A 26,018-nucleotide genomic window follows, 5' to 3' on the forward strand; every position below is an offset into this window, starting at 1 on the left:
CCATGGCCGAGGGTCTGGGCGGCGGCCACCGTGGGGAGCCGGCGGGGGCGGCGCGGCTGCGGCCCGGCGGCGCGGCTGCGGCCCGGCGGCGCGGCTGCGGTCAGGCGCCGACGTAGGCCGCGAGGTGCTCGCCGGTGAGGGTGGAGCGGTCGGCGACGAGATCGGCGGGAGTGCCCTCGAAGACGATCCGCCCGCCGTCGTGGCCGGCGCCCGGGCCGAGGTCGATGATCCAGTCCGCGTGCGCCATGACCGCCTGATGGTGCTCGATGACGATGACCGACTTGCCGGAGTCGACCAGCCGGTCGAGCAGGCCGAGCAACTGCTCGACGTCGGCCAGGTGAAGGCCGGTGGTCGGCTCGTCGAGGACGTAGACGCCGCCCTTCTCCGCCATGTGGGTCGCCAGCTTCAGCCGCTGCCGCTCGCCGCCGGACAGCGTGGTGAGCGGCTGACCGAGGCTCAGGTAGCCGAGCCCGACGTCGGCGAGCCGCTTGAGCACGGTGTGCGCGGCCGGGGTGCGCGCCTCGCCGGCCCCGAAGAACTCCTCGGCCTCGGCCACCGACATCGCGAGCACCTCGCTGATGTCGCGGCCGCCGAGGTGGTACTCCAGCACCGAGGCCTCGAACCGCTTCCCCTCGCACTCCTCGCAGACACTGGCCACGCCGGCCATCATCGCCAGGTCGGTGTAGACGACCCCGGCGCCGTTGCAGTTCGGGCAGGCGCCTTCGGAGTTGGCGCTGAACAGGGCCGGCTTCACGCCGTTCGCCTTAGCGAACGCCTTGCGGATCGGGTCCAGCAGACCGGAGTACGTCGCCGGGTTGCTGCGCCGCGAGCCGCGGATCGCGCCCTGGTCGACCGCCACCACGCCCGCACCGGCCGGCCCCGGACCGTTGACCAGCGAACCGTGCACGAGCGAGCTCTTGCCCGACCCCGCCACGCCGGTCACCACGACCAGCACCCCGAGCGGGACGTCGACGTCGACGTCACGCAGGTTGTTCGCCGTCGCTCCGCGGATCTCCAGCTTCCCGGTGGGCTTGCGCACCGTCTCCTTGACGGCGGCGCGGTCGTCGAAGTGGCGGCCGGTGATGGTGCCGCCCGCCCGCAGGCCGTCGACGCTGCCCTCGAAGCACACGGTTCCGCCCCCCGTACCCGCGCCGGGGCCGAGGTCGACGACGTGGTCGGCGATCGCGATCGTCTCCGGCTTGTGCTCCACGACGAGCACCGTGTTGCCCTTGTCCCGCAGCCGCAGCAGCAGGGCGTTCATCCGCTGGATGTCATGGGGGTGCAGGCCGATGGTGGGCTCGTCGAAGACGTAGGTGACGTCGGTGAGCGAGGAGCCGAGGTGACGGATCATCTTGACGCGCTGAGCCTCGCCGCCCGACAGCGTGCCGGCCGACCGGTCGAGCGAGAGGTAGCCGAGGCCGATCTCCACGAAGGAGTCCAGGGTCTGCTGAAGCGCGGTGAGCAGCGGTGCCACCGACGGCTCGTCGAGGCCGCGGACCCACTCGGCCAGGTCGCTGATCTGCATCGCGCAGGCGTCCGCGATGCTGATCCGCTTGATCTTCGACGACCGGGCCCCCTCGCTGAGCCGCGTGCCGTCGCACTCGGGGCAGACGGTGAAGGTGACCGCCCGGTCCACGAAGGCCCGAATGTGCGGCTGCATGCCCTCCCGATCCTTGGAGAGCATCGACTTCTGGATCCGCAGGACCAACCCCTCGTAGGTCATGTTGATGCCGGCGATCTTCATCCTGACCGGCTCGTGGTGGAGGAAGTCGCGCAGCTCCTTCTTGGTGTACTTGCGGATCGGCTTGTCCGGGTCGACGAAGCCCGACTCGCTGTAGAGCCGGTAGTTCCAGCCGCCCGTCGTGTAGCCGGGGATGGTCAACGCACCCTCGGCGAGCGACTTGGAGTCGTCGTAGAGCTGGGTGAGGTCGATGTCGGAGACGGCGCCCCGGCCTTCGCAGCGCGGGCACATGCCGCCGGTGATGCTGAAGCTGCGCCGCTCCTTCACGGTCTGCCCGCCGCGCTCCAGGGTGACCGCGCCCGCTCCGCTGACCGAGGCGATGTTGAAGGAGAACGCCTTGGGCGAGCCGATGTGCGGCTCGCCGAGCCGGCTGAAGAGGATGCGCAGCATCGCGTTCGCGTCGGTGGCGGTGCCGACCGTGGAACGGGGGTCCGCGCCCATCCGCTGCTGGTCGACGATGATCGCCGTGGTCAGCCCGTCGAGCACGTCGACCTCGGGACGGGCCAGCGTCGGCATGAAACCCTGCACGAAGGCGCTGTAGGTCTCGTTGATCAGCCGCTGCGACTCGGCGGCGATCGTATTGAACACCAGCGAGCTCTTGCCCGAGCCGGAGACACCGGTGAACACCGTCAGCCGGCGCTTCGGGATCTCGATGCTGACGTCCTTGAGGTTGTTCACGCGTGCGCCGTGCACGCGGATCAGGTCGTGGCCGTCGGCGGGGTGCGGCCCGGACGACTGCGGGTCCGTCCTCTTGGCCATGCTCATCGTCTCTCCATCTGTTGCGCGGCGCCGTTCCACTGTCCGGCCGGGCCGCCTTCACGGTCTCCGGAGGGGTTGCCAGGCTCGATCTAACCAGTTTCGGGCGCGTCCGTGGTGGTCACGCCAGTGCGCCGCAATGACCTGCGCTTCTCTGTTCCTGACCGGTTCCTGACCGGTTCCTGACCCCGGTTCCTGACCGGTCCGGCGGGCGATGGGTCGATGGGCCGGCGGCTCGGCGGACCGGCGGACCGACGGACCGACGGCGGAGCGGCGCGGACCGGGGAAGGCTTCGGTGCCCGGTCTCTCCGGCCGGATCACCCCGGTGCGGCGGGGCCGGTCGTCCATGATGGGAGGGCCGGGGGGAGGGCCCGGGAGCCCGGTCCTCCACCGGGCTCTCCGTACGGTCCGACGAACCGGCACAGAAGGTGGGACAGCATGGCCGAGGAAGCTCGCAAGCGGCGTTGGCCCGCCATCGCGGTGGTCGTCCTCGGCCTCTGGTTCCTGGTGCGGGGCGGTGCCGGCGGGCACGGCGGCGAGCCGGCGGGCACCGCCCGGCTGACGACCACCGCCACGCCGGGCCGGTCCGCCACACCGACGGCCGGGGCGGCTTCCGGCACGGCCGGGCCGGGCACCGCGTCCCCCTCGCCGAAGGCCGCCGACTCCGACTACGCGCCGGGCCGGTTCGCGGCGCCCGTCCGTACGCACGCGGCCCGCGCCGGCGTCGACCCCCAGCTCCTGATGGCCATCCTCTACATCGAGTCGTACAAGCCGCACGGGCCCGAGGTGGAACGCGCCTGGCAACGCCTCAAGCCGGACGCCGCGTTCGGTATCGCCAACATGCACCGCGCGGCCTTCGAGGAGGCCCGGCAGGGGCGCGACTTCGCCGGCCGGGCCTGGGAGGACCTCCCCGACGACCCGGACCTCGCGGTCGAGGCCGCGGCCTGGCACCTGCACGACCTGGCCGCCCAACTGCCCGCACACTGGTCCGGGCCGTACACCAAGGACGAGTTGATGGCCCTGGGCTACAACACCGGTGCGGGGAACATGCTGGCCTTCGCCCGGAACGTGCCCCCCGGTGCGGCGGCCCGCTCCTACCTCGACCGCCTGCACGACAACTGGGCCAAGGCCGCGGAGTCGCTGCGCCCGTGACCGGCCCGGCGGTGGCGCGTACCCGGTGGAGCCGCGTACCCGGTGGTGGAGCCGGTTGACCGTGGAGCCGCGTACCCGGTGCAGCACCCGGTGGAGCCGGGTGGACCGGAGCTGGGCCGGTCGGGTGGGGTCGGGGGCGCACCGGTGTGGTGTCGGAGGACGGCGGCGGGCGGGGGCGGGAGGCTGGTGCTCCGGAGGCAGGCAGGAGAGAGCTTGTGAGTGGGCGCGGCGGTCGAGGCGTCCGGGGTCCCGTGGCCGCGGGCGGGACCGCGGGTGAGGTCGCGGGCGGGGATCCGTCGGCGGGAGATGCCGGGGTGCTGGGCACGGCGCTCGGCGTGGTGCTGGCGTTCTCGCTCGCACAGGGCTCCTGGCAGTGGTTCTCCACCTACCTCGGGGTGACGCTGCTCGCGGCGGTCCTGTCCTTCGGCCGGCTACCGGTGTGGGCGCCGGGCCGGCGGACCGCCTTCGGGTGGCGTCTGGCCGCGTACGCGCTGGTCGTCGGCCTCTGTGTCGCGCTGGCGCTGGCCCCCGCACTCCAGCGCTGGGACTGGCTGTTCCCCATGCCGGAGACCCGTCACGGGTGCGTGGAGTCGGGCCGGTACCAGAGCCTGCAGACCCAGGCCGCCCTGGGGAGCCTGGCGGGCCAGGCTGGTGACGCCCTGGCCCACGCGCAGCAGGAGCAGAGCCGCCAGGCCGTCGACGACTGCCTGGCATCGACGACGACGCGCTGGCTGCCGGCGTACGCGTTGGGGACGGCTCTGGTGGTGTGTGCGACTTCGTGGTCGCTGGGGCGGGCAAGAGCCCGGAGGGCGGCGCCCGGGTCACCCTGAACTCCGGTGCTCGCGGTGGGGCGGCACCGGGCACGGGCCGGCCTGGGCGGCGGGTCGGCAACGGCCGCTTGGAGGCACCTGGTTGCCGGTGGCCGCGTGCCGGCGCGGGTGGTTGCTTGCGGGCAGCCGCTTTCCGGTGGTTGATCGGCAACGACCGGTGAAGGACGGCCGGTTGTGGGCGGCTTGTCGCGAACATCCGCTTGCGGATTGCCAGTTGTGGACGGCCGGTTGGGGAAACGGCCGCCACGGCACCGGGGACCTGACAGCATGCAGTGTGCGGCGGGTCGCCAGTGGCGGGCCCGAGGCCGAGGTCGTCCAGGTCGCCCAACCCGGAGGAACGGATCAGTGTTTCCACGTACTTCACCGTCGGGCCGCTCGGCGTGGTCGCGCCGCCTCCGGTGGGCGCCGGCCCTGGTGACGGTGTCGGCCCTGGCCGTGGGGCTGGCCCCGTCCGTCGCGTTCCCGGCCGCCCTCCCGGCGGCGGCCGCGCGGTCCGCGTCCGCCGCCGGACCGGACGGGTCGGCGTCCGCGGCGCAGGACGGGGATCAGGGCGGGGCTCAGGCGCAGCGGGCCCGGCTGCGGCAGTTGGCGCAACGACTCGTGGACGCCGGGGCGCCGGGTGTGGTCGTGCGGGTCGACGACGGCCGCGGCCGGCCCGTCGAGATCGCCGAGCAGGCCCCCTGGTCGGTCCGGGACCACCGGCTGAAGGCGGGTGACGAGTTCCGGATGGGTTCCAACACCAAGACCATGATGGCCGTTCTGGTGCTCCAGCTGGTTGCCGAGGGGAGGCTCTCCCTGGACGCCCCGGTGGAGAAGTGGCTGCCGGGCGCGGTCCCGAACGGCGCGGCGATGACGCTGCGGATGCTGCTGAACCACACCAGCGGACTGTTCGACTACACCCAGGACGGCGCGCTGCTGGACTCGATCCTCGGCAGGGACCCGCACCGGTGGACCTCCACGGAGCTGCTCGCCGTGGGCGCGAGGCACGAGCCGCTGTTCGCCCCGGGCACGAGGTGGTCGTACAGCAACACCGATTACGCCGCGGTCGGTGCCGTCCTGGAGCGGGTCACCGGGGCCGCTCTCGCCGACCTGGTGCGGGACCGGATCGCCCGGCCGCTGAAGCTGGACCACACCTACCTGGCCCCGGACTCCACCTGGCGGGGCCGGCACGCCCGTGGCTACGAACCGGACCCCGCCCACATGCCGCCGGGAGTGCCGGACGCGTTCAGGGAGGTCGCCGGGCCACGGCGCGACGGTCACGTGGACGTCTCCGGCAACGACCCCAGCTGGGGCGGCGCCGCCGGGGCGGTGGTGTCCACCCCGCAGGACTGGTCGCGCTTCTACGCCGCCCTGATGTCCGGCAGGCTGCTGCCCGCCGCGCAGTTGCAACAGATGCTCACCACCGTCCCGGTCGACCCGGAGAACCCGGGGGCCGGCTCCGGGCTGGGCATCGTGACGGCGGCCACCCCCTGCGGCACCGTCTGGGCGCACGACGGGGGGATCACCGGCTACTCCAGCAGCAACTACACCGACCGGGCCGGCAGCCGCACCGCCACCATCCTCTTCTCGACGGAGCTGCTGTTCGAGTTCGAGGCCGACCCGAAGCTCGTCGAGGCGAGCCAGGAACTCCAGACCGCCGTGCTCTGCGCAATGTTCGACAAGCCGGTCCCCACGACGCCGCTGACGACCATGCCGCCGACGGCCACGCGGCCGACAGCGACACCGACGACGACCGGCCCGGCCACCGCCCGAGCCCGCTGACCGCGGCGGCCCGTCGGTGACGGACCGCCGCGGTGTCACCCCGCCTCGCAGGGAACGACCCCCATCGGGAGGCCGCGGACGCCCGGCTAGAGCTCCCGGACGTGCGGCGGGTTACCGGTGGAGATGGAGAGCTTCCCGTGCTGGATCTGGAGGTCGCTTCCCCCGACGATCATCCCGTTGGCGCGGGTCATCGAGACGTTGCTCCGGCCGAAGGTGACCGAGATGCCGTCCCCGAAGGTCACCCACTTCTTGAACTCGTTGATCCCCTGGAACATGATCCGGTCCGGCATCGTGAAGAACATCCGCTCACCGTCGTGGCTGAGCTTCATCCCGCCGCCGACGGTGAGGTGACCCGTCACCCGTGCTTCACCGGAGACCCGTGCTTCGCCCGTGTGCAGTTCGTTCAGGTCGGCCTTGTCGGCCGTGACGGTGCCCAGGTCGTGGCCGCCGTCGCGCAGGACGCGCACGCCGGAGGTGGGGAACTCGATCCAGCCGTCGGTGGTGGCGCGGCCCTGGACCCACTTGGTGTTGATGCCGTTGAGGTCGGCCTTGTCGGCGGCAACAGTGCCCCACTCCTCACCGCCGTCCTTGCGGACGTTGATCCCGGACCGGGGAAACTCCAGCCAACCGCCGCCGCCGTCACGATCGCCGACCCACGTCGTGTTCACGCCGTTGAGCTCGGCCCTGTCGGCCGTGAGGGTTCCCAGCTCCTGGGTGCCGTCCTTGTGGAGGCCGGCCCCCAAGGAGGTGAACTCGATCCAGCCGGCGCCCGCGTCGCGGCTGCCCGCCCACTTGGTGTTGACGCCGTCGACGTCGGCCCGGGCGGCCGTGACAACGCCGGGGACGTTGGTCGGGCCGTGGTAGACGTTGACGCCCCTGTCCGGGAAGGTGATCCAGCCGTCGTCGTCGCTCCGCCCCTGGACCAGCCTGGTGATCACCCTGTCCACGTCGGCCTTGTCCGCCGTCACCCTCCCCAGGTCGTGCTTCGCGTCCTGGACGGCCAGGCCGTCCGCGGTGAAGACGGCGCGGCCCTTGTACTGCGTTCCCTCGATCCACGGCGAGCGCGTCCCGTCGCCGAACTCGGGGACGAGCGCGTGGACGGTGGTGGTGAGGAAGTACCCCCGCTGATCACCGCCGTCGGGTGACTTGGCGACCAGGGTGTAGGTGGCGCCGCGCTTCGGGGCGGTGGTGGACCAGGAGTACTCCTGGTGGGCGGCCGCACCTCCCTGCGCAGCCGGCTCGTGGCGCACCTCGGCACCCGTCGCGTCGAGGATCCGGTAGTCGAGGGTGTTGGGCCCGTCCCACTTCAGGACGAGGGGCTCGTTCCGGTCCCCGTCCAGCAGGGACTTCTCCGCGCGGAAGTTGCGCGGCACCCTCGGCGTCTGCTTGACCAGTCCGAGGGTGGTGGTGAAGGGCTGCAGCCGCATGGGCTCGTTCCGGTCGCCGCCGCCGGCCTTCTCGTGGATCTCCAGGAGGGACAGCCCCGCTTCCCCGGCGACCGGGATGTTCTCCAGCTTCAGGACCAGGGCCTCTCCGCTCTTCAGGAACGGGTACCTCGCTGCGTGAGGCTGCGCCTGGTCGAACTGGGCCCGGAAAAGGAGCCGGCCGTTGTCCCAGCCGAATTCCAGCTGGTCATCGATGGGCCGCTGCTTCGTCCTCTCGATACTCGTGGTCACCGCGGCCGGATCGTCCGTCAGGGGCGAGGAGAAGGAGAGGAACGGCAGCTCGACGTCGATGTAGTCCCACTCCACGGCGGACTGGTGGGAGTTGGAGACGATGATGTACACCGTTCCCCGGGACGGTTCGCCGGGGAGCGAGGCCTGGAGCCACGTCGGATCAGTGATGATCTCGTACTTCAGCAAGGACGGCACAGTGCGGACTCCCTACCTCGGTGCTCCCGCGATGCGGGCAGACGACGGGACGGGTGCTTACCGACCCGTCAACGGTAGGCAACGCCCCGCCGCCCGGGAGCCGCGATCCGGCAGAGCTGGCCCGAACAGGCCTCCCTCTGGCTGGAACCACTGCCGAACGAATGAGCGACCTCTGCCCGGTGGCGTCAGACGCGAGACGGCAGGGCCTCGATGATTTCGGCGAGGCCGGCGGGGTGGGCCTCGTGCATGGTGATCACGTCACCGGGCTTCAGATGCCGCCACTGCTCGGGCTGCAGGGGGGCCAGGCGAACGTCGGCCGTCTCTCCTGGTCCGAGCTGCGGCTCGAGCTCACGTGGCAGGTTTCGCGAGCTTCCTGTAGCAGGCCTGGGCGGCGGCCATGGCCTGGCCTCGGCTCTGCCAGTCGTTGCGGACCACGTACGGGATCTTGAGACCCCGAGCAGCCCGTGGCAGGCTCATGCCGCATGATCGACGAATTCGCGAAGGACAACCTGCACGGGAGACTGCGGCGGGACCGCAAGGCGCTGCTCTGGAAACTCGACGGCTTGTCCGAATACGACGCCCGCCGACCTTTGACGGCGACCGGGACCAACCTCCTCGGCCTGGTCAAACACGTGGCCAGCGTCGAGGCCAGGTACTTCGGCGAGGTCTTCGACCGCCCTTCCCTGGAACCGCTGCCCCGGTGGCAGGACTCCAACGGCAGCGATCTGTGGGCGACCGAGGACGAGACCCGCGATCAGATCATCGGGTTCTACCGGCGCACGTGGGAGCACTCGGACGCGACGATCAACGAGCTTCCCCTCGACGCCCCCGGCCACGTGCCGTGGTGGCCGGAGCCTCATGCCGACACGAACCTGTTCGCCGTCATGGTCCACGTCCTCGGCGAGTCCATCCGGCATGCCGGGCACGCCGACATCCTGCGCGAGAGCGTCGACGGCCGGACCGGGTTGCGCGCCGAACACGAGAAGCAGATCGACGAGGAAGCCCGTGCAGCCTACTGCGCGAAGATCGAGCAGGCCGCCAGGTCGGCGGCATCGATCAAGGCTTACTGATCGTTTCAGAATGCCGCTCGGAGCCGTCGAAAGCGGATGATGCCGCAGGCGAGTTCGAGCAGGCCTGGTGGAGGTCGGCGCGTCGTTCACAGCGGGTGCGGAGTCGCTTGAACCGGTGCAGCCGGGCGAACGCGCGCTCTGCCACCCACCGGACCTTGCCCACCCGGAACCATGGGCAACGCCGCGTCGGACGATCACCGGCTTGATGCCGCGCTTCCACAGCAGGCTGCGGGACTCGTCGAAGTCGACCGAGATCGCCGAGCGCAAGACACGCAGCTCGACTCATTCTGGAGTGAAAGACCGGGAAGAAGACGTGCGAGCCTTGAATCCCCGGCATGCCCATGGTGCTGGGTGTTGCTGTTCGGGCAGGGCGGGGCGGGCCCGGGCGGCGGCCCGGACCCGCGCGGTGCGGTGATCAGGCCTTGGTGTCCGAACCGGTCTTGTCGCCCTGGTTCAGCATGCCGCCGAGGGCGCTGATGTTGGCGCCGCCGCCGGTCACGGCCGGTGCCACCTTGCCGGCGGCGTCGACGGCGATCTGGGCCATCTTCTGCAGGTGTTCGGTGGCGGTCTTCAGGGCCTCCTGGGCGCGTGCGCCGGCGTCCTTGTCGTTGTCGGCGGCGGCTTCGATGCCCTTGGTGAGCACCTGGCTCATGGTGTTGAGGCCGCTCATGTCGCGGAACAGGTTCGCGGTGGCGATGGCCTGCACCGCTTGCAGGCCGGCCGGGTCGGGCATCGCCGCCGGCGGCGTGAACTTCGCCTCGGAAGCGCCCAGGGCAGCCACCGTGGTGTCGAGGTTCTGCGCGCGCGTTCCGGTGGCGACCGGCGCGATGTCGGCCGGCGTGATCTGGATGGGCGAGTCCTTCCAGTTCCAGAATCGGGTGAGGTCGATCTTCTCGGCCGAGTTGGCCCGGCCGAGTACGGCCTCGGCGAACACGCCCTTGGTGGCGATCGCGATCGTGTTGGTCACCGGCGTCCCGAACGTGGCGTCGCCCGCCTGGCGGGTCTTGGTCCACGCGTCTCGTTCCTGCTCGCTGCTGAAGTTCCACCGGAAGCCGAGGTAGTTGCCGGTGGCGGCGATCGGCTTGGGGTCCAGCAGCGTCCCGAGCAGGACCGGCGCGGCGTTCGAGCCCGCCGGCGTGTAGGAGTAGTTGGCGAGGATGCGGCTGAGCGTCAACTCGTCGGCGTTGGCCCACACGGCCTGGCTGTAGTGGCGACGGTTGTCGTTCAGGTGGTCCAGGACCGCCTGCGGCACGTTCCCGCCGCGCACGTGGAAGCCGATCGACGCGACGTAGGTGCGGGTGCCGGACTTCACCGTCGAACCGAACAGCCCGCAGATGGCCGCGCCGCCGGCGTCCTCGGTCATGTCGGCGGCGGCGGTGGTGGTCGCGGCGATCCCGAAGTTGGCCACGCCCGAGGTCATCGTCAGGCGCAGCCCGGAGAGGCTGCCGCGTGCGGCCGTGCCGAACCAGGCGTCGACGGAGAGCAGCTTGTCGGCGCCTGCGAAGGTGTGGGACGCGCGCTGCTGCACGCCGGAGCCGCCGGTGTCGCCGCAGCGGAAGGTCTGGCCCTGGAAGACCACCTGGATGCTGCGGATTCCGGCCTCGTCGTACCAGACGTCGATCTTGGACGCGAAGGGGGAGTCGGCCTTCGGCGGGGCGTCGAAGGGTATCGGCGCCTCTCGTTCTGCGGTGAGGAACCGTAGGAGGACCCCGCTCTTCATGAGCGCCCAGTGGTCCCCGCCGACGGACGAGGCGAGTTCCGCCAGCCCGGGCAGTACCGCAAGGCTGGTGTACCTGGGAGGGGTCCAGGTCGTGGCACCGGCCTCCACCACGAGGGCCTTGCCCTCGGCGGTGATGCCCCAGAGCACGCCGTCCGGGCCGGCGGACAGGCGCTGCACGTTCGGCGCCGGGGTCCGCTCCGACCAGGTGGTGCCGGTGCGCTCCCAGGTCCGCCCCTGCCGGCAGTACCACACCTTGTTCTTCCCGATGACGGCGACGTCGTCAGCCGTGATGTTCAGGTTCTGCGATACGCCGTTCGGGTCGCGCTGGTAGATCGAACTGTCCATGCCGATGAGGTAGAGCGTCCCGTCCGGGCCGCAGGCAAGGCTCCGCCCCGCCCAGCCGTTCGGGTCACGCCGCCAGGTCGTCCCGTCGAAGTGCACGAGTTCGTTGTCGGCCCTGAGCGCCCACACGGTGTTCTTGCCCGGTGCGATGCGGACCAGTTCGCCGTCCAGTCCGGTGGTGGGCAGCGGGTTCCACTGTCGGGCCACCGGATCGAACCGGACCGGGCTGCCGTCGAACCTGCGCACTCCGTACGCGCCCATGGCCGAGGCGGCGATGTCGGCCAGGTCCACCCCGTCGAACGCCTGGGCGGTCGACGGCGTCTCCGGGGCCGTGCAGGCGTCGAGCTTGCGCACGGTGGTGTCGAACGGGTTCGCGGCCCGGATCCTCGCCGCCCAGTCGGCCGGCGCCACCGACGCGAGCACCTCCTTGTACCGCTGCAGGCTGGTGTAGTTGAAGGTGAGCTCCTGCAGCGGGATGAACAGGCACCGTTCCAGCCTGGTCGGCTTGGTCGTCACGCTGTAGACCTGGACGACCTCGTAGTACTGCACCGACATCGCGTGCATGTGGTTGTAGTTGGTGACGACCCGGGTGAGGACCTTGTCCTTCTCCGACTGCGTCGTCTCCCGCACGACCGTCATGTTCCGGCTGCGGGCCGCGGTCGCCACCTGCTGGGTCCGCGCGCTGATGCGCTGCGTCGCCTCGGCCGCGACCGACTGCACGCCGGTCGAGCGCGACACCGCGGTCGTGAAGCCCGTGTTCGACGACTGGCCCCAGGAGCCGCCGCCGCCCATGCCGAAGATCGCGGCTCCGAAGCTGCCGCCGGAGCTGGACGACTTGCTCGCCTGGAACGCTTCGGAGGTGCCGTACTGCTCCTCGCGGGCGATCGCGTTCGCGACTTCGCTGATCGACCGGCTCTGGTCGGTGGTGCCGGAGAGCGTGTCGTTCTCGGAGGTCGTCTCGGTGCCGGTGGCCTTGGTGCTGCGCTGCCAGTCGACGACCGCGACCTTGGTGCTCTCGCCGGGCGCGAGCGCGAGGCTGTGCAGCAGCCGGCCGAGCGTGACGCCCTGGGCCGACCAGCTCTGCTCCGTCGTGACGATCATGCCCTCGGCCGGGCGGTCGTAGAACGGCAGGTTCTCCTCGCCGAGGTCGATGGCGCCGGTCAGCTTGCGCGTCGGTTTCGCCCCGGGAATGTCGGTGAGCACCACCGAGCGGTACCGGACGATCTCCACCGGGTAGTTGCCGGTGCTCGGAAGCAGGTCCTTCGGCGTTGCGCCGTCGAGCATCGCCTTGTCCACTTCGAACTTGGGCGACCTACTCGCCGGGGCCGTCGCGCTCGCCGGGGTCGTCGCAGGTGTGGTGGCAGGTGTTCCGGTGCTCGGGGTGGTCATCACGATTCCCGTCTGCGGAGGAAATGAGGAACGGCCGACATGGCCGCCAGGACATGGAGTCCCTGGCCCATGGGCGAATGGCGCCTTCCGGATCGCTCGAAACTACACAGCCCGTTCACAGCAGCGGCACACTTTGCAGAACTTGGCCGGAACCAGTGCCCCAATCGGCAGACCCAACGCAGTTCCCACTCAGAGGAGTTGATCGCCTGCGCGCCGGTGCCGGACCTTCGCCGCGAAGAGCCCGCCGACCTCGAACTCCCGCTTGATCGGGGCTGGCATTACCCGCCTTCGGAAGCTTTTTTGTCCCTTTCCGAAACGATCAGTTTACTGGGCGTTTCGTCCATGAAAATGGCAGTCGAGCCCGATCTCCGGGCCGCTCGGCCGGCTCTTCTGTGGGTGCTCCAGAGGCTGATGTGCCGAGAGTGTCACCTGCATGCGAATGCCCGTCGGAACTGCGCACTGCGTCCTGTCTCATTCCAAGAAGCCGGACTGGGACACGATTTCAGTGAGTCATGTCTCAGCCTGGAGAACCGGGGTCGGCGTGCCACAGGCGTCCGGCGGTCGCGCTGCGGCGGCCTTGAGTGCCGCGCCTGTGCGTGTTGTCGTTTCCGGGGTCGGACGGCTGGCTCTGGGGGTGTGCTCGGTCAGGAGCTCACGTACGGCGGCGGCGCCCTGGGCATGTCGGCCCGCTGACCCGGGGTTACCGGCCTGCGCGTCGCCCGTTCGGGGAACTACCGTTCAGGTGCGGGCCGTTTGTCGGTCGGAACACGATGCAGGGAGCGTCGTGCAATGGGGGTCACGGGTCGATGGTCATTGCGTTCGCTCTCTCCTTGCCCGGCCTGGCGCTGGCGGTGGTGCTGTTCGCGCTCGCCTCGACGGCGTTTCGGCAGCTGGCCGGTTCGAGGCTGGTCCCGGCTCGGCTCCGGCGACGGCCGAGCCGGGTCGGCGGCGCGCCTTCGGTGTCCACCGTGGCCTTGGACGTCTTCACCGGCTCAGTGAACACCGGCAAAACCGCTGAGCTGGAGGAACGCTCTGCCGAGGCAATGCGCCGCGATGAGGAGGGCGACGCCGCACCGCCCCGCTCGACCGTCGACCTACACGCGGGCCGCGCCGTCATCGTGCTCCCGAAGCAGCCGACCGGCACCGACCGAAAGCCCGGCGGACGGAATTGACCGCCTCGCCCCGGTCCGAAGCCATGATCCACCTCGCGATGATCAACCTCATGACCCGTCGCCCGACCAGCGAATCCACACCAACATGACGCGGAACGTGAAACATGACCAATCAGGCAATCACAGGATGAAGCAACGGGACGAAACGCCCAGTTAGAGGTTGTCCCACGCGACTTGATGGTCGTGCGGCAACGATGCCGGTCGTGGGTGCTGGTCTATCGAAGCGTATGGTTCCCGATGAACCCTGGGAGCCGGCCGACCCGTTGCTGCCGTCGCGCGGCCGGTCGGGGAAGGCCGGCCGGTGCAGGCGCGCGCCGTGGACCGGGGCGGATCAGCCCGCCGGTGCGCCCGAACAGGGTGGCCGCCCGGATCCGCACCACTTCCCGGCGTTCACGTCCCACGGCGGTCGGCCCGACCCCATCCGCATGTCCCACACACCACACCAGGACGTACAGCCACCGCTTCAGGCCCATCAGGGATGTAGGTTCCGCGCTTCGTGTCACGTCTCCGTGCAGCGTCTCGAAGGCGAGTCCGACGCTTCGCGATGTTCCGCTGTGCCAGTCCTGTGACGTGATCGGCACCAGAGCGCGGCCTGAACACCGCTAGCGTCGGGCCCGTGATCGTATGGCTCAACGGCACCCACGGTGTGGGCAAGACGACGACCAGCGCCCTCGTGCAGCAGCTGATCCCGGATTCACGGGTGTTCGACGCCGAGAAGGTCGGCGAGACGCTCATGGACATCACGCCGGGGCTGCCCGAGACGGACAACTTCCAGCACTGGCCGCCGTGGCGGCCACTCGTGGTCGAGACCGCTCGCCGCGTACTCGACTACACGGGTGGGACTCTGGTGATGCCGATGACCGTCCTGGTCGAGCAGTACTGGCGCGAGATCAGCACAGGCCTCGCCCGACACGCCATCCCGGTGCGGCACTTCGTCCTCCACGCCGACCAGGAGACCCTCCGCGGGCGCATCGCGGGGGACACTGTTGTCGGTCCCGACTCCTGGTTCCGCCTCAAGTACCTCGAGCCCTACGCCGAGGCGGCCCGCACGTGGCTGCACGACGAGGCCGAAGTCGTCGACACCACGCACCTCACGCCCGCCCAGGCCGCCCTGCAGATCGTGGAGGCCTTCAATGGCTGAGACTTGGTCACGACCCACTTGAGCATGGAGCGGCTTGGCTGCGGTTCCGCGTTCAAGCCGACCGTCATGCCGGCGACGAATCGGTCGTCCCCTACGGACATCGATCTCGTGGTGTCAAAACCCGCATGCGCTTGCGCCGGGGAGTGTGCCACTCTCCGGCGCATGCCAGCTCGTAACCGCAGACTGCCACGCCACCTGTCGTGGCCGCTCACGCCGACGGACATCCGCGCGGTGCTCGGCGAACCACTGATGGATGAGGTCCGTCTCAGCTTCGTCGAGCATCCTCTGCACGACAGCACGCTCCTGCAGGCCTTACGGAACCGCTTGACCACCTCGAACTACGGATACCACAAGTTCCCGGCCGACTGGTCGCGCGTAGGGATCACCATCGCCCCGCTCCCGGCCGGCGAACGGGCCCACGCCCGCGGCATCCTGCGCGAGCAGGCACTCCCCGAACTACGGGACTGGGTGACCTGGGTCCGGCGGGCACCCGAATCGTGGGCCCTGACCCGCCACAGCCTCTCCTGGCGCGTCACGGGCCACGGTGTGGCCCGCCGCGAGGACGATCAGCCCTACCCGCCGGCCGAACCCGGGTGAGGCGGGTCGGCGACCCGGGTTCCGAACGAGTCACCAACCGTCAGTTGCCCTGCTGATGCAGCGACAGTTGTCGCGCCGGGCTGACCGAGGAACCGAACGTCGAGCAGCGCCCTCGGCGACAAGTGACGTGCCGGGCCGCACAACGGCGTGCGGAGCCGACGGAGTCGGGTGTCCGAGTCCCCGGGTACGGTCTGTGTATGGACGATCAAGAGAACTCCACCTTGTCGGTTCACGACTTCGAGACCTGGGAGCCCGTACTGCGCCTCCTGCGGGCAGAGCATGCGGAACACCTCGCCACCCCGGGCGGACGCGTGGTGGGCTTCATCGGCCGGGGCGGCTGGAGCGTGCCCCTGAAGCAGATGACGCACGACGCCGTGCGGCGGGTGCACAGCACTCTGGTGAAGGACGACGTCAACACTGTGACGTTCGCGGTGGAGATCGGGGCGGCGGGAAGGACCCGGCTCCACATACTCCGGCCCAGCCCGGCAGTGGAGCACGGCATCGGTCCGAATCCGGGGGCGCTTGTCCTGGTCGAGGACGCGCTTCCCGAGCCCTGGCGCCGCCTTCCCGACCCGGCGTCAGGGGCGGCGCCGGCGCCGTCGGCGGACCCGGCGCTGCTCGAACGGACGCTGCGCGAGCGTCTGCCCGGCGCCGTCGGCGCCACCGAGGCCGAGATCGCAGCGGCGGAGACGCGCCTGGGCATCACCCTGCCCGAGGAGCTCAAAGCGCTCTACCGGGTGACACGGGCGGACTGGGCGGACTGGGGTGGTGACTTCGAGGCGGCGAGCCGCCATTCCAAGGCGGTCCGCTGCGAACTCTTCGGCCTGGCAGGCCTGTACGTCGCCGAGGCGGCGACCCGCGAATGCCCGTGGCAGCGCGCGGCCATGGAAGTGGTGGACACGCGGCCCACCGCCGCCGTGCAGGGGCTGGCCGGCTCACCGGGCTGGATCGTCTTCGGCGACAACGGCGGCGGCGACCGGCTGGCCGTCGACCTGACGCCGGGCCCGCAGGGGCACACCGGACAGATCATCAAAATCTCCCATGAGGAGGACATCGGCGCCAGGCTCGTCGCCGACTCCCTCACCGACCTGATGCTCGACCGGCCCGCCGCACGAACCGGCAGCCCGGAGAACCACCCACCGGCCAAGGCTGCGGCCCACGCGTACAGTCAGCAGAGCCTTGTCGACAGCGTCCACCCCGGCCTGGAGGTTCTGTCCGTCGACATGTCGACCGGTCAGCCGATCAGCATCGCACCACTGACAGGACTCCCGCGGCTGCGAACCCTCAGCGCCCACCCCGGCACTCTCGCCGACCCTTTGGAAATCGCCGGGCTCACCGGGCTGGAGTACCTGGGACTCGGGTCCCAGGAGTGGCGCGTCCTCCTCGATGCCAACATCGTCCCGCGCGGCCTGTTGGCGGTCGCCATCAATGCCCCCTTCGACGAGGACCCCTTGGCCGTCGCGGACCTCGCCAACGAACTCCTCGCCCTGTGGGACCGGCCCCCGATCACCCTGACCACCATCGAAGGCGACCTTGGTCCGGCGGCATGAATCCTGTCCGACGGATCACGTGACCTGGCCGGAGGCGGGTGTCGTGCACGGGGCGGCCGGGTGGCATCGGGACGCACTCGGCCTCGTCATTGCACGCGATAAACCCGGCGACGTCGGCGATCGCCCCCGGGATACTGGTCGCCCATGGATGAGGTCAGAGTCGTCGTCGCCCATTCCGAGCGCGCCACCCTGCGCGTCGGCGACGTGTTCCTGAAGGTGGACGCCGACCAGGCGCGCATCGACGTCGAGGTCGAGGCGATGTCCCTCGCGCCGGTCCCGACCCCGGAGGTCCTGTGGCGCAAGCCGCCCGTGCTCGCCCTCGCCGCACTCCCGGGGACGACGCTCGGGCGCCTCGGCGGGCCGTCGACCGGGTCACCGGCGGCGTGGGCCGCGGCGGGCGCCGCCATCCGGAAGCTGCACGACGCGCCGCTGCCGCCCTGGCCGGGCCAGGCCGGCCGGAGCATCGTCGCGCTCACGGCGGAACTCGACGACGAGTGCGAGTTGCTCGTGTCGAACGGCGTCCTGCCCGCCGACCTGGTCACCCGCAACCGCCAGGTCGCCGAGGCCGCGCTCCGGCCGTGGACTCCGGCGTTCACGCACGGCGACCTGCAGATCGCGCACGTGTTCGTCGACGGTGGCGAGGTCACCGGCATCATCGACTGGTCCGAGGCGGGCCAGGGAGATGCCCTGTACGACCTCGCCACCTTCACGCTCGGACACGAGGAGCACCTCGACGACGTCGTCGCCGGCTACGGCACCGGCATCGACCTCGACGTGATCCACGCATGGTGGTCGTTGCGAAGCCTGCTGGTGGTTCGCTGGCTGATCGAGCACGGCTTCGACCCGTTCGCACCGGGCTGTGAGGTCGACGTGCTGAGATCCCGGATGTGAGGCACCCTCTCTCTTGGGTCGCGGGCCGTGGCCTCCCGGCGGCCGGGTCGTAGCCGTCGCGGCGGTGCAGCCGACCGGAAGTGCAACCAGCAGGACGGCGGACGGCGTTCGGGACGGCCGCGGGAAACACCCGCCCGGAGCGACGCACCGACGGCCGGGCGTCACGCCGGACCGGACTCCGACGTGCTTCCGGACTCCGACGTGCTTCCGGACTCCGACGTGCGGCCGGGGCCGCGCCACCGGCCGTGGCGGACCAGCAGGACGGTGAGGGCGGCCACCGCGACCGCCTGCGCCCAGGCGGCGGTGCTCTTGTCATCGGACCAGATCGGTTCGTACATGTTCGGCAGCGGCCCCAGGGCTCCGACGTCGACGTAGCGGTAGAGGAGGATCGCGGCGAGGCCGGCGGCCGCGGTCAGCCAGGCGAAGGCGTCGCCGATCCGGTGGCGCCAGAACAGGACGAGCAGGACCGCGAGACTCGCCGCGGCGGCCTCGGCGCGGAAGAGGGTCCCTTGGCTGATCGTCGCCGTGACGGCGTCGTACTGGCCGGCGAGGCGGGCGTGCACGGCGGCGTCCAAGGCCAGCCCGGCCGCCGCGAGCAGGCGCAGGACGACGTCGAGGGCGCGACCGTGGCGCACGGGGCCGGGGTCGGGGCTGGCCATGACGGGTACCTCCGGGAACCGGTGGGGCGGGGTCAGCTGACGGTGAGGGTGCCGTGCATGAACGGGTGGATGGAGCAGATGTAGGGGTGGCTTCCGGTCTGGGCCGGTGCGGTGAAGGTCGCCGTCCCGCCGGGGGCGATGGTGCCGGTGTCGAAGGACTTGTCACTCGCGGTGAGGGTGTGGGCGGTGGAGTCCTCGTTGACGACGGTGACCGTTGCGCCGGGCTGCACGGTGATGGCGGCCGGTTCGAACAGGAAGTTCTTGATCGACACCCGTACGGCGGCGTTGCTGTTCGCACCGGACGGCGACGCCGTGCCGGCGGGAGACGTGGCTGCCGGGGAGGCGGCTGCAGGAGACGTCGCCGCAGGAGAGGACGCTGCCGGGGACGTCGCCGCGGGAGACGTCGCACCGCCGCCGCCCGATCCGGAGCTGGAGCAGGCGCTGACGGCGGCGGCGAGGAGCAGGGCGCCGGCGGCCTGGAGCAGTCGGGAAGTGGTGGTCACGGGGCTCCGTTCGAAGGGGGGTGAGGGACCGTCGCACCGGCGGGGGCCGGTGGCGCGCTGCCCTCGTCCGGACGGTGGCCCCGCGCTGTCCTCGGGGCCACCGCCTCACCTTCGGCACGGCCCGCGCGGCGGCCGGGCCGCCCCCTCCGGGAAGCGGCGCCGATTCACTCGCCCGGGCGACCGGGAGAGGTCCGGACGGCGGGCCGGGCACCGGACGGCGCGGGACCCGGCAGGCGGCGCGCGGGCGCGTCCCGGCAAGGCCGTACCGCCGTCCGGGGGTGATGCGCCCCGCGGTCGGCGGGCTCCGCGCCACCGCGGTGCCACGATGTCGGCATGGCGACGCCGGACTGGTACCACCGAGAGATCCTCGACCCCGGGAAGCAGCCCCTGTTCTGCCTCCTGCTCGGCCTGATCGGGGCGTTCCTGTTCATCAGGATCAGCGTCCGGATGATCCGGGCGCAGGTGTCCTGGTGGCCGCAGAACGTCACACCCGGCGGACTGCACATCCACCACGTGGTGTTCGGTGCCGTCTTCATGATCGTGGCCGGGGTGGGGCTGGCCTCGCCGGCGGGGCACCACCGCCCCTGGGGCGAGGTGCTCGGTGCGCTGTTCGGCATCGGCACCGCGCTCGTGCTGGACGAGTTCGCGCTGATCCTGCACCTGCAGGACGTCTACTGGTCCGAACAGGGCCGGCTCTCGGTGGACACCGTGGTCCTCGGCACGGCCGCGTGCGGGCTGCTGCTCCTCGGCGCCACCCCGTTCGGCGTGAGCGACACCGCGTCCGACGGCGCACCGGTCTCCGACTGGTCCTACGTCACCGCCGTCCTCCTCAACGGGGCGCTCGCCCTGGTGACGATCGCCAAGGGGAAGACGTTCACCGGCCTGCTCGGCATCCTGGTGCCCCTGTTCGCCCTGGTCGGCGCCGTGCGGCTGGCCCGGCCTGGGTCGCCGTGGGCCCGCCGGTTCTACCGCGAGGGCAGTCGCACGGCCGCCCGCGCCGTCGCGCGGGAGGAACGCGAGGGCTGGCGGCGCACGCTGCGGATCAGGGTCTACGACGCGATCGCCGGCCGCCCCACCGACGCCCGGCCCTCGAATCCGTCGTCGAATCCACCCTCGGCCCCGCCCCCGGCCCCACCGCAGTGACGGCGTCGGGGACGGGCCCGGCCGGGCCGCCCGGCCGGTCACGGGGAGGAATACGGACCCGCTTGCATGACCATGCGACATCATGCATACTCTTCCCATGTCCAAGGTCCTCACCTCCCTTCCCGCCGGCGAGCGCGTCGGCATCGCCTTCTCCGGCGGCCTCGACACCTCGGTCGCGGTCGCGTGGATGCGCGACAAGGGCGCCGTCCCCTGCACCTACACCGCCGACATCGGCCAGTACGACGAGCCCGACATCGCGTCGGTTCCCGGCCGTGCGAAGGCCTACGGCGCCGAGCTCGCGCGTCTGGTCGACTGCCGTGCGGCGCTGGTCGAGGAGGGCCTGGCCGCGCTCACCTGCGGCGCGTTCCACATCCGCTCCGGCGGCCGCTCCTACTTCAACACCACGCCGCTCGGCCGTGCCGTCACCGGCACCCTCCTGGTCCGGGCGATGCTGGAGGACGACGTCCAGATCTGGGGCGACGGCTCCACCTTCAAGGGCAACGACATCGAGCGGTTCTACCGCTACGGCCTGCTCGCCAACCCGCACCTGCGGATCTACAAGCCCTGGCTGGACGCGGACTTCGTGACCGAGCTCGGCGGCCGCAAGGAAATGTCGGAGTGGCTCCTCGCCCACGACCTGCCGTACCGCGACAGCACCGAGAAGGCCTACTCCACCGACGCCAACATCTGGGGCGCCACCCACGAGGCCAAGACGCTGGAGCACCTGAACACCGGCGTCGAGACGGTCGACCCGATCATGGGCGTGCGGTTCTGGGACCCGTCGGTCGAGATCGCGACCGAGGACGTGACCATCGGCTTCGACCAGGGCCGCCCCGTCACGATCAACGGCAAGACCTTCGCCTCCCCGGTCGACCTGGTGATGGAGGCGAACGCCATCGGCGGCCGCCACGGCCTGGGCATGTCGGACCAGATCGAGAACCGGATCATCGAGGCCAAGAGCCGCGGCATCTACGAGGCGCCCGGCATGGCCCTGCTGCACGCGGCCTACGAGCGGCTGGTCAACGCCATCCACAACGAGGACACCCTCGCCCAGTACCACAACGAGGGCCGCCGCCTCGGCCGGCTGATGTACGAGGGCCGCTGGCTCGACCCGCAGGCCCTGATGATCCGCGAGTCGCTCCAGCGCTGGGTCGGCACGGCCGTCACCGGCGAGGTCACGCTGCGGCTGCGGCGCGGCGAGGACTACTCGATCCTCGACACCACCGGCCCGGCCTTCAGCTACCACCCGGACAAGCTGTCCATGGAGCGCACCGAGGACTCGGCGTTCGGCCCGGTCGACCGGATCGGCCAGCTCACCATGCGCAACCTCGACATCGCCGACTCGCGCGCGAAGCTGGAGCAGTACGCCGGGCTCGGCCTGATCGGCTCCGCCAACCCCGCCGTCGGTGCCGCCCAGGCCGCCGCGACCGGGCTGATCGGCGCCATGCCGCAGGGCGGTGCCCAGGCCATCGCCTCCCGCGGCGAGGTCTCCGGTGACGAGGCGCTGCTCGACCGCGCCGCCATGGAGTCCGGCACGGACTGACGACCCGCAGACGGAGGGGCCCGGCATCTGCCGGGCCCCTCCGTCGTTTCCGTGTCGCCCGTGGGGACGGTGCGGCGCCGCGACGGACGTTGCCGCCGGGCGCGGGGCGCGGCCCCGGCCGGGACATGGCCCCGGGGCGGCGCCGGCCGCGGCGCCCTGCGGTCACCGCTTGACGGCGACTCCGGCGTAGGCGGGGACCGCCTGCTGCCAGCCGTCCGGCAGCTCCTCCTTCGGGCGCCACAGCGGCAGTTGCACCAGCCCGGGGTCGGCCAGCTCGAAGTCGCCGAAGAGCTCCCGCACCTGGTCACCGGTCCGCAGCACCAGCGGGGAGCTCGCCCGGTTGTAGATCCGCGTCGCCTCCGCCGCCGCCTCGGGCGCCATGAAGTCCTGGGTCCCGTGCGAGAGGATCAGCAGGCTGCCCGGGGCCAGGGCGTCCCGCAGCCGGGCCACCGTCTCGGCGGCGCCCTCCTCGTCCCGGACGAAGTGCATCACCGCGACCAGCATCAGGGCCACCGGCCGGGAGAGGTCGATCGCCTCCTTCAGACCGGGGTCGCCGAGTATCGCCTCCGGCTCGCGCAGGTCGGCGTGGAGGACCGTGGTGTGGCCGACCGGGTGGTGGGCCAGCAGTGCGCGCGAGTGCGTGAGGACGATCGGGTCGTTGTCGACGTAGACCACGCGGGCGTCGGGGGCCACCCGGTGGGCGACCTCGCCGGTGCTGCCCACCGCCGGGATCCCGGTGCCGATGTCCAGGAACTGGCGCACCCCCTGGCCGACCGCGAACTCCACCGCGCGGCCGAGGAAGTCGCGGTTGCTCTGCGCCGCGAGGCGGGCGTCGGGCATGACCGCGATGATCTTCTCGGCGGCCTCCCGGTCGGCCGGGAAGTTGTCCTTGCCGCCGAGGTAGTAGTCGTACATCCGCGCGGGGTGCGGGATCCCGGTGTTGAGCTCCGCCGGCGGCTGCCACTCCCCCGCCACCACCGACCACGGCCCGCCGGTCACCGCATCCTCCTGCATGAGCTCTCCCCGTACTCCGTGACGTCCAGTCACCTCATCCTAGCCAGGGCCCGCTCGGGCCCGGTGGCCGGACTCCTGACCTGGCTCCGGACCTGACGCCCCGTAAGCATAGGATCCGATGGTCTGCGCACCACCGGCCCCACGGGAGGAACCCCATGCCCGACCAGCGTGTAGTCGTCATCACCGGCGGCGGTACCGGCATCGGTGCGGCCACCGCCCGGCTGCTGCGCGCCGAGGGCCACCACGTGGTGATCTCCGGCCGGCGCCCCGAGCCGCTGGAACGCGTCGCCCGCGAGACCGGTGCGGTCGCCCACGTCTCCGACACCACCGACCCGGACGACGTCGAGGCCCTCGTCGAGGCCGCCGTCTCCAGGTTCGGCCGGCTCGACGGGCTCGTGCTCAACGCCGGGGTCGGCCGGGGCGGCGCGGTGGGGGACGTCGCGCTGGAGGACTGGGAGCTGGTGATGCGCACCAACGTCACCGGCCCGTTCCTCCTCCTGCGGGCCGCCCTGCCGCACCTGCTGCGGTCGCGGGGCGCCGTCGTGGCGGTCGCCTCCGTCTCCGCCCTGCGCAACGGCAGCGCCAACGCCGCGTACGCCACCTCGAAGGCCGCCCTGCTCCAACTGTGCCGCTCGCTCGCCGTCGACTACGGCCGCGACGGACTCCGGGCCAACACCGTCTGCCCGAGCTGGGTGCGCACCGAGATGGCGGACCGCCCGATGACCCGCCTCGCGGAGCGGGACGGCCTGGCCGGCGGCGTCGACGAGGCGTACCGCGAGGCAACCCGGCTCACCCCGGCGGGCCGCCCCGGCGAGCCGGAGGAGGTGGCGGCGGCCATCGGCTGGCTGCTGTCCCCGGCGGCGGGTTACGTGAACGGTGCGGTGCTCACGGTCGACGGCGGGGTCACCGCCCTCGACCCGGGCACCACGGCCTTCGACTTCCGGATCGAGCCGCGCCGCCCGCACTGACGGCCGGCCGACCCGCTCCCCCGTGCGACGGGGGCGCCGGACGCGCCGCCGGGCACCGGCCCGCCCGGCTCTCCCGGCACGACCCGCCCGGCACCGGCCCGCCGTCCGGGCCGGCGCGGCAGGTGGCTCGCGCGGGGGCGCCGGCGGGAGGCGCGGGCCGACCGGGGCGCTCAGGCGACGGCCATGGCCGGGAGCGGGCGCCAGGCGACGGGGACGTTGCGCATCACCAGGGCGCAGTCGAGGGTGGCGCTGTTCGGGGGAAAGCGGTCCGGGTCGTCGAAGAAGGACGACGTGGCGGAGCGGACGCGGCCCGCCTCGACGTGCCAGGCGCCGGTCCGCAGCTCCATTCCGTCCAGCCCGCGGTTCGCCCTGGTGGCCGACCAGCCCTTGGCACCGTTCTGGAAGAAGCGGGAGGCCTCCGCGAGGCCGGCGAAGAGGCTGCTGCCGTGCAGTTCGTCGGCCAGGTCGACGGTGACGTCCGCCCGGGCGGCGCCGTCCCGGGTCGCGAAGGCGACGTGCACACGGTCGGCCGTCTCGTGGACGTCGAAGTCGGCCCGGCCGTGCTCCCCGGGGAAGATCCGGCCGCCGGCCCAGGCGTTGACCCGGGAGGCGGTGTCGCGGCGCGGGATGTAGACGCCGGTCTCGGTGCCGTCCGGCCCGTCCCACTCGACGGCGATCCGGTGGGCCGCGTTCTCGCTGCGCAGCCCGAACGCCCGGGGCGCCCAGCCCGGCCGGACACCGCCCAGCCGCAGCAGGCAGATCCCCGCGACCGCGTGACCGTTCACCAGCTGCGGGCGCAGCCCACCGGGGAGCAGGCGGGCTGCGGCCTCCGGGGTGATCCGGTAGTTCACCAGCAGCCGGCGTTCGACGACGCTGGACAGGTTCGGCTGTCTCATGACCCCTCCTTCTGAGCACCTGAGCGCCACTTGGTGTGGCGCAGCACGATCTGCTCGGGGCAGACGGCGCTGAGGAAGCGGCCGACGGAGGTCGCCAGGCGCTCCTCGACGAGCGAGTAGAGGATGCGGTTGCCGTCCCGGCGTTCGGTGACCAGTCCTGCCCCCTTGAGGACGCCGAGGTGGCGGGAGACGGAGGGCGCGCTGATCGGGAACCGGGCCGCGATGTCGCCGGCCGCGAGCTCCCCGCCCCGGAGGTCCTCCAGGATCTGACGTCTGGTCGGATCGGCGAGTGCGCGGAAGACGCCCGCGTCGTCCTGAGCTTCTGTCACGCCCTCATATTTAGCAGATTGGCTAAGTAGCTAACAAGTACGGCCGGCTCGGCGGGAGCCCCCGAAGCGGCGCGGAGCGGGCGGCGGCCGGCCCGCGGCCTCAGCCCTGCGTCACACCTCGGACCTGTGCCACGCAACAGAACCCGTGCCACGTCTCAGAACCCGTGCCATGCCTCAGACCTGCGCCATGCCGCCGTCGACGAAGAGCTCCACTCCGGTGATGAAGCTGGAGGCGTCACTGGAGAGGAAGGCCGCGGCCTTGCCCATCTCGCGGGGGTCGGCGATCCGTCCGGTGGGGCTGCCCTCGCCCATCCTCCGCACCGCGGCGGGGACGGCGTCGGCGCCCTGTGCCATGGCGAGGGCGTTCCGCAGGGAGTCGGTGTCGACGGCGCCGGGGCTGAGGACGTTCATGCGGATGCCGGAGCCCTTGACGTCCTGGATCCAGGACCGGACGAAGGCGCGCACCGCGGCCTTGGCGCCGCCGTACAGGCCCATGCCGGCCGGGGGTTGGATGGACGCGGTCGACCCGATGATGACGACGGTGCCGCCGGGCGGCAGCAGCGCGATCGCCGGCTGGACGGTGAACAGGACGCCCTTCGCGTTGACGCCGAAGGTCCGGTCGAACTGTTCCTCGGTGATGGCGCCGAGCGGGGCGTGTGCGCCGATGCCGGCGTTGGCCACGACGGCGTCGAGGCGCCCGTGCCGTGCGATGACCTCCTCGTACGCCGCCTCCATGTCCGCGAGCCTGGTGACGTCGGCCACGATGCCGGAGCAGTTCGGTCCGATCGTGGCGACCGCCGCGTCCAGCGGACCCCGGTGCAGGTCGGTGATGACCACGCGGGCGCCCTGCTCCACGAATTCCCGGGCGATTCCCAGGCCGACGCCGGACGCGCCCCCGGTGACCACGGCAACCTTGCCTTCGAGCGGGAAGCCCATCGTTCTCTCCTCGGGGTGGATGCGTCCGCACCGTACGGACACCG

At 71.6% G+C, this 26,018-nt stretch carries 21 protein-coding genes and 2 pseudogenes; 13 read left to right on the forward strand and 10 right to left on the reverse strand.

The features are described from left to right. Positions 1-100: 100 nt before the first annotated feature. Complete coding sequence (locus J5Y04_RS05340; protein WP_209410637.1) at positions 101-2,506, reverse strand: excinuclease ABC subunit UvrA; 2,406 nt, start codon at positions 2,504-2,506, stop codon at positions 101-103. A gap of 429 nt (positions 2,507-2,935) precedes the next feature. Here J5Y04_RS05340 and J5Y04_RS05345 point away from each other — a divergent pair, with 429 nt between their 5' ends. The 3 genes from J5Y04_RS05345 (at position 2,936) to J5Y04_RS05355 (ending at position 6,240) form a co-directional block, all read left to right on the forward strand. Next, positions 2,936-3,649, forward strand: a complete 714-nt coding sequence (locus J5Y04_RS05345; protein ID WP_209410638.1) for a transglycosylase SLT domain-containing protein — start codon at positions 2,936-2,938, stop codon at positions 3,647-3,649. Between the two features lie 314 nt (positions 3,650-3,963). Continuing rightward, entirely contained in the window at positions 3,964-4,479 is a 516-nt protein-coding gene (locus tag J5Y04_RS05350; RefSeq protein WP_307852943.1) for a hypothetical protein, read from the forward strand. A gap of 414 nt (positions 4,480-4,893) precedes the next feature. Next, positions 4,894-6,240: a serine hydrolase gene (locus J5Y04_RS05355; protein ID WP_209410640.1), complete on the forward strand. Its 1,347-nt coding sequence runs from the start codon at positions 4,894-4,896 to the stop codon at positions 6,238-6,240. Between the two features lie 86 nt (positions 6,241-6,326). On the opposite strand, the gene J5Y04_RS05360 is transcribed toward J5Y04_RS05355, so the two are convergent. Continuing rightward, complete coding sequence (locus J5Y04_RS05360; RefSeq protein ID WP_209410641.1) at positions 6,327-8,111, reverse strand: hypothetical protein; 1,785 nt, start codon at positions 8,109-8,111, stop codon at positions 6,327-6,329. A gap of 482 nt (positions 8,112-8,593) precedes the next feature. Between J5Y04_RS05360 and J5Y04_RS05365 the strand changes: the two genes are divergently transcribed. Then, positions 8,594-9,181, forward strand: a complete 588-nt coding sequence (locus tag J5Y04_RS05365; RefSeq protein WP_209410642.1) for a DinB family protein — start codon at positions 8,594-8,596, stop codon at positions 9,179-9,181. A gap of 5 nt (positions 9,182-9,186) precedes the next feature. Here J5Y04_RS05365 and J5Y04_RS05370 read toward each other — a convergent pair. After that, a pseudogene (locus tag J5Y04_RS05370) lies at positions 9,187-9,403 on the reverse strand (transposase); the annotation flags it as partial. Positions 9,404-9,596: 193 nt separating this feature from the next. Further along, the gene (locus J5Y04_RS41400) at positions 9,597-12,527 is read right to left on the reverse strand and encodes a hypothetical protein (protein ID WP_245204351.1); all 2,931 of its coding nucleotides are present in this window, start codon (positions 12,525-12,527) and stop codon (positions 9,597-9,599) included. Between the two features lie 911 nt (positions 12,528-13,438). Here J5Y04_RS41400 and J5Y04_RS05380 point away from each other — a divergent pair. From J5Y04_RS05380 to J5Y04_RS05400, 6 genes and pseudogenes are all read left to right on the forward strand, one after another. Continuing rightward, entirely contained in the window at positions 13,439-13,804 is a 366-nt protein-coding gene (locus J5Y04_RS05380; protein WP_209410643.1) for a DUF6191 domain-containing protein, read from the forward strand. Continuing rightward, a pseudogene (locus J5Y04_RS43905) lies at positions 13,774-13,893 on the forward strand (IS5/IS1182 family transposase); the annotation flags it as partial. The gene J5Y04_RS05380 and the pseudogene J5Y04_RS43905, both read left to right, overlap by 31 nt. Positions 13,894-14,420: 527 nt before the next feature. After that, on the forward strand, positions 14,421-14,945 hold the full coding sequence (locus tag J5Y04_RS05385; protein ID WP_209410644.1) for an ATP-binding protein: 525 nt from the start codon (positions 14,421-14,423) through the stop codon (positions 14,943-14,945). A gap of 162 nt (positions 14,946-15,107) precedes the next feature. Next, positions 15,108-15,542 carry a hypothetical protein gene (locus J5Y04_RS05390; RefSeq protein WP_209410645.1) on the forward strand — a complete coding sequence of 145 codons (435 nt, stop codon included), beginning with the start codon at positions 15,108-15,110 and terminating at the stop codon, positions 15,540-15,542. Positions 15,543-15,739: 197 nt separating this feature from the next. Beyond that, positions 15,740-17,092, forward strand: a complete 1,353-nt coding sequence (locus J5Y04_RS05395; protein WP_209410646.1) for an SMI1/KNR4 family protein — start codon at positions 15,740-15,742, stop codon at positions 17,090-17,092. Between the two features lie 144 nt (positions 17,093-17,236). Next, the gene (locus J5Y04_RS05400; RefSeq protein ID WP_209410647.1) at positions 17,237-17,983 is read left to right on the forward strand and encodes a phosphotransferase family protein; all 747 of its coding nucleotides are present in this window, start codon (positions 17,237-17,239) and stop codon (positions 17,981-17,983) included. A gap of 161 nt (positions 17,984-18,144) precedes the next feature. On the opposite strand, the gene J5Y04_RS05405 is transcribed toward J5Y04_RS05400, so the two are convergent. Together J5Y04_RS05405 and J5Y04_RS05410 are read right to left on the reverse strand one after the other, a co-directional pair. Further along, positions 18,145-18,642 (reverse strand): hypothetical protein, encoded by a 498-nt coding sequence (locus tag J5Y04_RS05405; protein ID WP_209410648.1) that lies wholly within the window; start codon positions 18,640-18,642, stop codon positions 18,145-18,147. Positions 18,643-18,674: 32 nt separating this feature from the next. Then, a complete protein-coding gene (locus J5Y04_RS05410) occupies positions 18,675-19,145 on the reverse strand; it encodes a cupredoxin domain-containing protein (protein WP_209410649.1) in 471 nt (156 codons plus the stop codon). Positions 19,146-19,478: 333 nt separating this feature from the next. On the opposite strand from J5Y04_RS05410, the gene J5Y04_RS05415 reads away from it, so the two are divergent. Together J5Y04_RS05415 and argG are read left to right on the forward strand one after the other, a co-directional pair. Further along, positions 19,479-20,288 (forward strand): hypothetical protein, encoded by an 810-nt coding sequence (locus J5Y04_RS05415; protein WP_209410650.1) that lies wholly within the window; start codon positions 19,479-19,481, stop codon positions 20,286-20,288. Between the two features lie 97 nt (positions 20,289-20,385). Then, a complete protein-coding gene (gene argG, locus J5Y04_RS05420) occupies positions 20,386-21,831 on the forward strand; it encodes an argininosuccinate synthase (RefSeq protein ID WP_209410651.1) in 1,446 nt (481 codons plus the stop codon). A 162-nt stretch (positions 21,832-21,993) separates the two neighbouring features. On the opposite strand, the gene J5Y04_RS05425 is transcribed toward argG, so the two are convergent. After that, positions 21,994-22,845, reverse strand: a complete 852-nt coding sequence (locus J5Y04_RS05425; protein ID WP_209410652.1) for an SAM-dependent methyltransferase — start codon at positions 22,843-22,845, stop codon at positions 21,994-21,996. 155 nt (positions 22,846-23,000) lie between these two features. Between J5Y04_RS05425 and J5Y04_RS05430 the strand changes: the two genes are divergently transcribed. Then, a complete protein-coding gene (locus tag J5Y04_RS05430) occupies positions 23,001-23,813 on the forward strand; it encodes an SDR family NAD(P)-dependent oxidoreductase (protein ID WP_209410653.1) in 813 nt (270 codons plus the stop codon). 170 nt (positions 23,814-23,983) lie between these two features. On the opposite strand, the gene J5Y04_RS05435 is transcribed toward J5Y04_RS05430, so the two are convergent. The 3 genes from J5Y04_RS05435 to J5Y04_RS05445 form a co-directional block, all read right to left on the reverse strand. Continuing rightward, the gene (locus J5Y04_RS05435) at positions 23,984-24,709 is read right to left on the reverse strand and encodes a DUF2071 domain-containing protein (RefSeq protein WP_209410654.1); all 726 of its coding nucleotides are present in this window, start codon (positions 24,707-24,709) and stop codon (positions 23,984-23,986) included. Then, the gene (locus J5Y04_RS05440; protein ID WP_209410655.1) at positions 24,706-25,038 is read right to left on the reverse strand and encodes a metalloregulator ArsR/SmtB family transcription factor; all 333 of its coding nucleotides are present in this window, start codon (positions 25,036-25,038) and stop codon (positions 24,706-24,708) included. The genes J5Y04_RS05435 and J5Y04_RS05440 overlap by 4 nt, the downstream gene beginning before the upstream one ends. A gap of 174 nt (positions 25,039-25,212) precedes the next feature. Further along, positions 25,213-25,974, reverse strand: coding sequence for an SDR family NAD(P)-dependent oxidoreductase (locus J5Y04_RS05445; protein ID WP_245204352.1), 762 nt, complete (start codon positions 25,972-25,974; stop codon positions 25,213-25,215). Positions 25,975-26,018: the final 44 nt, after the last annotated feature.

Origin of the sequence: Kitasatospora sp. RG8, from assembly GCF_017813315.1 — a bacterium.
Lineage (GTDB): Bacteria > Actinomycetota > Actinomycetes > Streptomycetales > Streptomycetaceae > Kitasatospora.